The organism is Lentzea roselyniae (assembly GCF_039537795.1).
In the GTDB taxonomy this organism is placed as follows: domain Bacteria; phylum Actinomycetota; class Actinomycetes; order Mycobacteriales; family Pseudonocardiaceae; genus Lentzea; species Lentzea atacamensis.
The window spans coordinates 420,655-427,230 of the sequence record NZ_BAABBE010000004.1 but is presented as its reverse complement, the minus strand read 5'-3'; the positions used below and the strand labels follow the sequence as shown (position 1 = coordinate 427,230).

Annotated in this window: 7 protein-coding genes, 1 tRNA gene and 1 pseudogene; 4 read left to right on the top strand and 5 right to left on the bottom strand. The window is 63.4% G+C overall.

The window, feature by feature from the left end; all coding sequences use genetic code 11:
* Positions 1–117, top strand: a pseudogene (locus tag ABFX45_RS09755) (IS5/IS1182 family transposase); the annotation flags it as partial.
* Between the two features lie 9 nt (positions 118–126).
* Here ABFX45_RS09755 and ABFX45_RS09750 read toward each other — a convergent pair.
* From ABFX45_RS09750 to ABFX45_RS09740, 3 genes are all read right to left on the bottom strand, one after another.
* Entirely contained in the window at positions 127–1,023 is an 897-nt protein-coding gene (locus ABFX45_RS09750; RefSeq protein ID WP_346129102.1) for a helix-turn-helix domain-containing protein, read from the bottom strand.
* 126 nt (positions 1,024–1,149) lie between these two features.
* Positions 1,150–1,407, bottom strand: coding sequence for a hypothetical protein (locus tag ABFX45_RS09745; RefSeq protein WP_346129100.1), 258 nt, complete (start codon positions 1,405–1,407; stop codon positions 1,150–1,152).
* Positions 1,404–1,715 carry a hypothetical protein gene (locus tag ABFX45_RS09740; RefSeq protein WP_346129098.1) on the bottom strand — a complete coding sequence of 104 codons (312 nt, stop codon included), beginning with the start codon at positions 1,713–1,715 and terminating at the stop codon, positions 1,404–1,406. The genes ABFX45_RS09745 and ABFX45_RS09740 overlap by 4 nt, the downstream gene beginning before the upstream one ends.
* 50 nt (positions 1,716–1,765) lie before the next feature.
* Here ABFX45_RS09740 and ABFX45_RS09735 point away from each other — a divergent pair, with 50 nt between their 5' ends.
* On the top strand, positions 1,766–3,052 hold the full coding sequence (locus ABFX45_RS09735; RefSeq protein WP_346129096.1) for an NsdA family TPR-like regulatory protein: 1,287 nt from the start codon (positions 1,766–1,768) through the stop codon (positions 3,050–3,052).
* Here the strand turns inward: ABFX45_RS09735 and ABFX45_RS09730 are convergent.
* Positions 3,027–4,604 carry a tyrosine-type recombinase/integrase gene (locus tag ABFX45_RS09730; RefSeq protein WP_346129094.1) on the bottom strand — a complete coding sequence of 526 codons (1,578 nt, stop codon included), beginning with the start codon at positions 4,602–4,604 and terminating at the stop codon, positions 3,027–3,029. The two genes, ABFX45_RS09735 and ABFX45_RS09730, sit on opposite strands and share 26 nt — an antisense overlap.
* 136 nt (positions 4,605–4,740) lie before the next feature.
* Positions 4,741–4,816 (bottom strand) — tRNA-Arg (locus ABFX45_RS09725).
* 151 nt (positions 4,817–4,967) lie between these two features.
* Here ABFX45_RS09725 and ABFX45_RS09720 point away from each other — a divergent pair.
* Both ABFX45_RS09720 and ABFX45_RS09715 read left to right on the top strand, forming a co-directional pair.
* On the top strand, positions 4,968–5,804 hold the full coding sequence (locus ABFX45_RS09720; protein WP_109631941.1) for a hypothetical protein: 837 nt from the start codon (positions 4,968–4,970) through the stop codon (positions 5,802–5,804).
* 10 nt (positions 5,805–5,814) lie between these two features.
* A complete protein-coding gene (locus tag ABFX45_RS09715; RefSeq protein WP_211337143.1) occupies positions 5,815–6,549 on the top strand; it encodes an FkbM family methyltransferase in 735 nt (244 codons plus the stop codon).
* Positions 6,550–6,576 lie beyond the last annotated feature (27 nt).

The window sequence follows — 6,576 nt, the reverse complement described above, 5'->3', positions numbered from 1 at the left end:
TGGTACCACGGCATGAAGCGGCTGCGTATTCGCTGGGAGCGCCGCGATGACATCCACGAAGCGTTCCTCGGCTTGGCAACCTGCATCATCTGCTACAGGCACATCAAGATCCTTTGATAGGAACTCTTAGGCATCGTCGGTCGTCTCCATCTTCAACAGACAGTCAGCCGCTTGAGCCTCTGCAGCCCGTGAACGATCGAACAGGCGGACAATCAGCTCCTTGGAGGCGACTTCCTCCAGACTGCACGTATCGAGCGCGCGAATGACCTTCTCGTATCCCTTGATCGCGTCCGTCGCCTCGGCGAAGAGGCTGGAGTTCTCGGTTGCTGTCCACACCAGCGGTTCGTACTTCGGAAAGGTCAAGTACGTGAACGGTCCGGCCAAGCCTGCGTGTGCGCCATGCGAGGTGGGCACGATCCGGATCGTGACATTCGGCCGGTTCGCCATGTGCAGCAGGTGTAGCAACTGCCCGGCGTGCACCTCGGCACCACCGACGGGCAGATACAGCGCCAACTCGTGGATGAAGTAGATGCACCTCACGCCGCGTCGGACTGATGCCTGCATGGCAAGTTGTGCCTTCACTCGATCTTGCAGGTCGCTCGCCGGCGTCGTAGAGGACGCGCGCAGCACCTCACACATGTAGTCAGCCGTCTGCAGAAACAGCGGCACCACGTGCGTGTGCCAACTTGTCAGCGTCTTGGCTGCCTTCAGGTGTTCGACAACCGTCCGGACTTGGACAGGCGCATACATGCCGTGCTGTTGCCACCAGCCGATGATGTGCGTCTCTGGGTACAGCGCCAGCAGATGAGTGGCCTCAGCCGACTTGATCCGGCAAGCCCCCAACAGTGCGGCAACCTCGATCTGAGTGGCGCCACCCTTGCCGTTCACCACGTTCGACAGCTTGGACTCGTCCCAGTCCACGATGTCCGCGAGCGCACGCGAGGTCAGACCGGAACCCTCGATGGCCGCCCTCAGACCAGCGCCGAACTCACGACCGCGGGCGGTAGAGATCCGCTTAGGCATACCAACTTCCTTGCAGTGGTTCGAAAGGGCGATGAGAGAAGCCGACGCGGCAACGCGCACCGCGTCGGCTCTCCCTGACCAACCTCGGATGGGGGTGAGACGGAGCCCCGGAGGTCGGTGGCTTTGTCACGACGGCAACCGTTTGGTGAGGTCAACGACCTGTTCGGCCTGGCTCTCGACAGCGTCAACCGTCGTCGGCTGTTCGGACTGCTTGCGGCCTTCGGCGTGGTTGACCAGAAACTCTCCGAGCATGATCAGGATCTCGCCGAACTCCTGCTGTCGCTCAGGTGTGAGGGTGCCCATGACGAAGTCGAACAGCACGTTTGGCATGAGTTTGGAGATCTTCCCGAACTCAGTGATCAGTTCGGTGTCGTCGGGCGTCATGACGTAACGCCTTGCGCCAGCTGTGACTCGTCAAGCCTGTGCTTGCCGACCGACACGGGCGGCCGGATTGCGGATAACTCCCCGGTGTCTGCTGCGCGTGCCGTCGGCAATCGGACCGGAACGTCCTCGTGCGGCTCGTGTGTGGGCGCCAGGTCGTCCAGCACGTCCTGAATGTCCGCCTGCGCCCATGCGGCTTCCTGGGCGGCGTTCACGGCTTCCTCGGCAGCCGCTCGGGCCTTTCTGACGTACCTCCGGCCGAGTACCACCGTGTACGCGAGCGGCAGCACCAGCCACACCACGAACAGCACGACTCCCGTTGCATCCCACACCATGATCGTCCACCGTCCTCCCGAAGAACGTGACCGCAGACATCAGCTTCTATGGCGGCAGATCAGGCGTAAACGACCTGGTTGTGACCATCGGCGACATCTTGCGACTTATACTGATCGGCGCTGACATCAGTGAGACGGAAGGTCAGCCGATGGATTCAGGAGATCGACAGCGACAGTCACGGACGTTGTTCGGCGAGCTGCTGCGCCAGCGGAAGCAGACGGCGGAGGAGTTCAGCCAGGAGGCCGAGCGGTTTGCGCGCGAGCACGGGTTGAACGCGACGATAAGTCCGCGTCATGTCCAGCGGTTCGCGTCTGGCCGTCGTGCCGATGGCAAGCCTCTCGGTCTTCCTCAGACATCAACGCGCCGTCTGCTTGAAGGCATGCTCAGCGTGCCGATCGAACGGCTGCTCGAACCTATGCCTGACGCCGTTCCTGCGGTCACGGATGACGACCTGGGGTTGCAGGCCAGGATTGCCGCAGGGCGGAACCTGGACATGGACACTGTCGGCCTCCTTCGGCAGAAGCTCGACATCACCCGCGTGATTGATCGCCGACTGGGCGCGTCTGCCTTGCTCGGCGAGCTTCGCGCGCAGATAGGTCAGATGGAACGAGCGATGCGCGACGTCCTCAGTCAGCCGATCCGGTCGGGGCTCGCCGAAGTTCTCGTCGACGCTTCCGCTCTTGCCGGTTGGCAGTCGCTCGATCAAGGACTCGTCAGTGAATCGTGGGACCACTACAACACGGCTCGAATGGCAGCGCGCGAAGCACGCTCGCCAGCGCTCGAAGCTTATGCGTGTGCAGGGCAGGCCGTTGTGCTGCTCGACATCGGCGAAGTGCGGGCGGCCGTTGAACTGACGGACTATGCGCGGACAATCGCCAAAGGGAAGGTTCCCCAACTGCTCTTCTCCTGGCTCACCGCGGGCTACGGTGAAGCGTGCGCGGCGAGCGGAGAGCGCGAAGTTTGTATGCGTGCTTTTGATGACGCACTGTGTTCGATGCCCGCCAGTATTGACAACGCGGAGACGCCGTATCTGGTGTTCGACTCAACGCACCTTGCGCGTTGGCGTGGCAGCGCACTTGCACGGCTCGGTACGCGAGAGGCCGTCGAGATTCTGTCCGACGTGCTCAGCCGACTCGATCCGACTTTTACGCGAGCCGAAACCGCGCTCAGGGTTGATCTGGTGCAGGTATTCGCGGCGACAGGGGAGAAACATGAAGTAGCCGCGCACGCGGAGCGTGCACGGCTACTGGCTACGCAGATCGGATCTCAGCGCCAGCGAAAGCGGCTTACTTCGCTGCTCGTTTCCGGCTGAGGCTCACGACTTCGGCAATGTCCGGCTCTTCGCCGGGAGCCAGCACGACGGCGCGCTTGCCACGGCTCGCGTGAACGAGTCCTTCGGCTTTCAGTTCAGCGATAGCGCGGTTGACGGTTCCGGCTGACAGGCCGTAACGGCCCTTCAGTTCGACCACGGTGGGAAGCAGATCGCCTGGGCGCAGTGCGCCGCACGTGATCGCGCCTCGAAGGTCTGCGTAGATCTTCTGGTATGGGTTGTCGGCTGTCGGTTCCAAAGTTGTCGTGACAGCGCCGGACTCGGAAACCTTGATCGGTGCTTTGGGCATCCGGGTACCGATGTTCCCGGCTGCCCGCTGGTCCGCCTCCGAGACCCACGCGGAGTAAACGCGCAGCGTGGTAGCACCTCCGCCGCCATGTCCCAAACGGCCGGCGACGGTGCGCACGTCCACACCAGCGGCAATTAGTTCCGTGGCGGAGTAGTGGCGCAACTGGTGGATGTTCATCTTCCAGCCGAGTCGTTCGCACATGCGTCGGTATCGCTGTGTGACAGTGTCCGGCTTGAGCCAAGTGCTGTGGTCGACCGATGATGAGAAGACGCGGCCGTCCTTCTTGAGCTTGGCTCCGCCGATCTCTGCTTCGGCTTTCCGCTGTTCGATGTAGGCCCGAAGAAGGCCGACGGTTTCCGGATCGAGCGCGATGCGCCGTTGCTGGTGAGTCTTGGTGTCCTGCTCCCAGGTTTCAGCGCCATCCTGCGCAATGGCCGTCTGAATGGACAGAACCGCGTTGTTCAGGTCGAGAAGGTCCAGCCGAAGCGCGCAGACCTCTCCGCGTCGTGCGCCGGTAGTCATAGCGAGCCACACGAACATTCCCCACGGAAGGTCCTTGAACGCCTCGTTCACGATCGCTGCCGCCTGTTCGGGAGTAGGCGGGTTCGGATTCGGCTTGACCGGCTTTGGTGGCTTCGCTTGGGCGAGAGGGTTCACCTTGATCCAGCCCCAGCGAAGCGCGCAGTCGAGCGCGCCGCTCAGGCAGAAGTGGACCTGACGAACGGAGTTCTTTTCCAATGGCTTGCACTCGTGAGGCTGGCAGTCGAGCTGCTTGCAGTCGTGGTTCTTCTCTTCGGACTTGTGCTCGACGAACTTCCTGCCTCCGCAGTGGGCACGGCACGTGCGGAGAGTCGAGTAAAGCGAGTCGATGACTTCGCCGTCGAGCTTCGCTACCGGCAGATCGCCGACAAGCGGACGGATGTGGTTGTTGATGTACCCCTCGTAGCCCTTGCGGGTATTCCGCTTGACGTCCAGGTTATCCAGGTACCGGTCAATGAGGGTGTTCACGTTCGCTTTGGTGCGCGGACTGCGCTGTTCGTCGATCTCGTTGAGGATTCGGGTCTTGGTCTTTTCCGCTTCGTCCCAGAGATCGGGCGTGTCTTTCGGAATCGTCTCGTGACGGTAGTTCCGAAGGCCTGTCAGCGGGTCGACTCCCGCGTACACGACCACCCTCAGCGAGCCGCTCGGCAGGACCTCGATCCGCCCGCGCTCGCGGTCCTTGGGACCTGCCTTGCGCTTGGTCATGGTGCGACCGTACGCCCGCCTCGCACCACGCGCGGCACCACGAAAGTGGGCGCTGATCGTCTTCAGTGTCGGCTGAAGACTAAGGGCCCTGACCTGTTTCCACTGGTCAGAGCCCTCAGTTTCACCCGGCGAAAGGTGGTGCCCCAGGCAGGATTCGAACCTGCGACACACGGTTTAGGAAACCGATGCTCTATCCCCTGAGCTACTAGGGCTGGCGACAGCAGTCTACCGGGGTGCCGCCACCGAGTTGACCAGCGCCCCCGCTCACGCACCGTGAGGGGCCAGACGGCCACCCTGCGGCCGTTGGAGGGAAGTGAGGCAGGCCACCTTCTGCGGTGGAGAAACGTCAGGTAGGGAGAGGGCGTGAGCAGACCCTGGCCCGACTTCCGTCCTGGACCGCTTGGCGCCCTCAAGGCTTGGTGGCGGCGGCGGGTGCCTCGGCGTGCCGAGGACTTCACCTTCGTGCCGCCGGCGAGCAGTCATCAGCAGGAGTTCGAGACGCCGTTGCCCAGTGCGGTGTACGGGCTGGACTTTCAGGTCAAGCTGACGATCGTGTGGCGGCTTGATCTGGCTACCGGGCTTCGGCACAACTCGCCGCGGAGTGCTGCGATTCACCACGTTTTGCAGCGGGCCAAGGAGATCAGCGGCAAGGCGATGCTGGTGCATCATGCGGCGTTGCAGCATCAGTTGGGGGATGAGCTCGCCACCGAACGGCAGGTGCCGGGTACGCATGTGTGGGCGCGGGCCGAGCAGGTCAAGGTCAGCGTGCAGGAGGAAGACCTGGAGATGGCTCGCAAGCACATCGAGCTGTTGCGGAACTCCACGTTCAAGCTGGCTGAGCGGGACGTTGAGCGGGCCGAGATCCGGTACTTGCGGGACGAGGTGTTGACGGACGTCGGTACGGCCACGATCTGGTGGCTGCAGCGCAACGGGTACCAGGTCGAGGAGGCGGTGAAGTTGTCGAACCACCTCTCTGAGCTGGTCAAGATCGCTCAACGGCAGCCGGCCACGCATTGGGCCGAGTCGTTGGTCAGCAGTGTTGAGCGGGCGATGCCTGAGCTTGAGGACTCGCACCGGAAGGATCTGCGGCAGCACCTGGCCAAGGCGCTCAGTGTTTACGGCGGGTCGCGGGTGGCGGCTGAGTTCGCTGATCAGATCGGGCTGCCCGCGGGCGAACAGCACACGAACGGACACGTCTAGGCTGGCGAGGGTGTTGACCGAACTTCGCAGTGCCGCGGTGGTGGCCGGGTTGCGGGCGCTCGCCCGGCTCACGCCTTATGCCGAGCCGGAGCTGATCGGGCTCCGGAAGATCGTGAAGGCCGGTGACGTCTGTGTTGACGTCGGGGCGGCTTTGGGGTTGTACACGGTCACGTTGTCCAGACTGGTTGGTCCACAAGGGACTGTGCACAGCGTTGAGCCGCTGGTGTTCGCGCATCCGGCCCTTTCCTACGCGCTGAGGCCTCGGGAAGGGCGCAACATTCGCAGGCACTCGGTGGCGTTGGGGAACAGCCAGGGGCGCGAGGTCATGAGCGTGCCGGTGCGGCACGGGAGTCCTGTCACCGGGCGGTCGTTCCTCACGGTGGGAGCCAACGGGCTCGGGTCCAACGAGGAGTTCGAGGAGCACCTCGACGTGCTGGTCAGGACCGACACGTTGGACCACTTCGTCGAGGAGAACGGGATCACGCGGCTCGACTTCGTCAAGGCGGACGTCGAGGGGGCCGAGCTGCGGGTGCTCGAGGGCGCCGAGGAGACCATCGCGCGGTTCAAGCCGGCGTTCCTGCTGGAGATCGAGGAACGGCACGTCGAGCGGTTCGGGTACCGGGCGCGGGACGTGGCGGACTTCCTGACTGAGCGCGGGTACCGGATGAGCACGTGGCACGGGAGTGAGTGGGTGCCGGCGAACGACATCGGCGACGCCACGAGGAACTACCTGTTCCGGGCGTGAGAGGCCCGGGAAAAGTAGAGGACGCCG

Coding starts and splice junctions, on each gene's coding strand:
- ABFX45_RS09750 (WP_346129102.1), bottom strand. CDS start 1,023: ATGCCTAAGCGGATCTCTACCGCCCGCGGTCGTGAGTTCGGCGCTGGT.
- ABFX45_RS09745 (WP_346129100.1), bottom strand. CDS start 1,407: ATGACGCCCGACGACACCGAACTGATCACTGAGTTCGGGAAGATCTCC.
- ABFX45_RS09730 (WP_346129094.1), bottom strand. CDS start 4,604: ATGACCAAGCGCAAGGCAGGTCCCAAGGACCGCGAGCGCGGGCGGATC.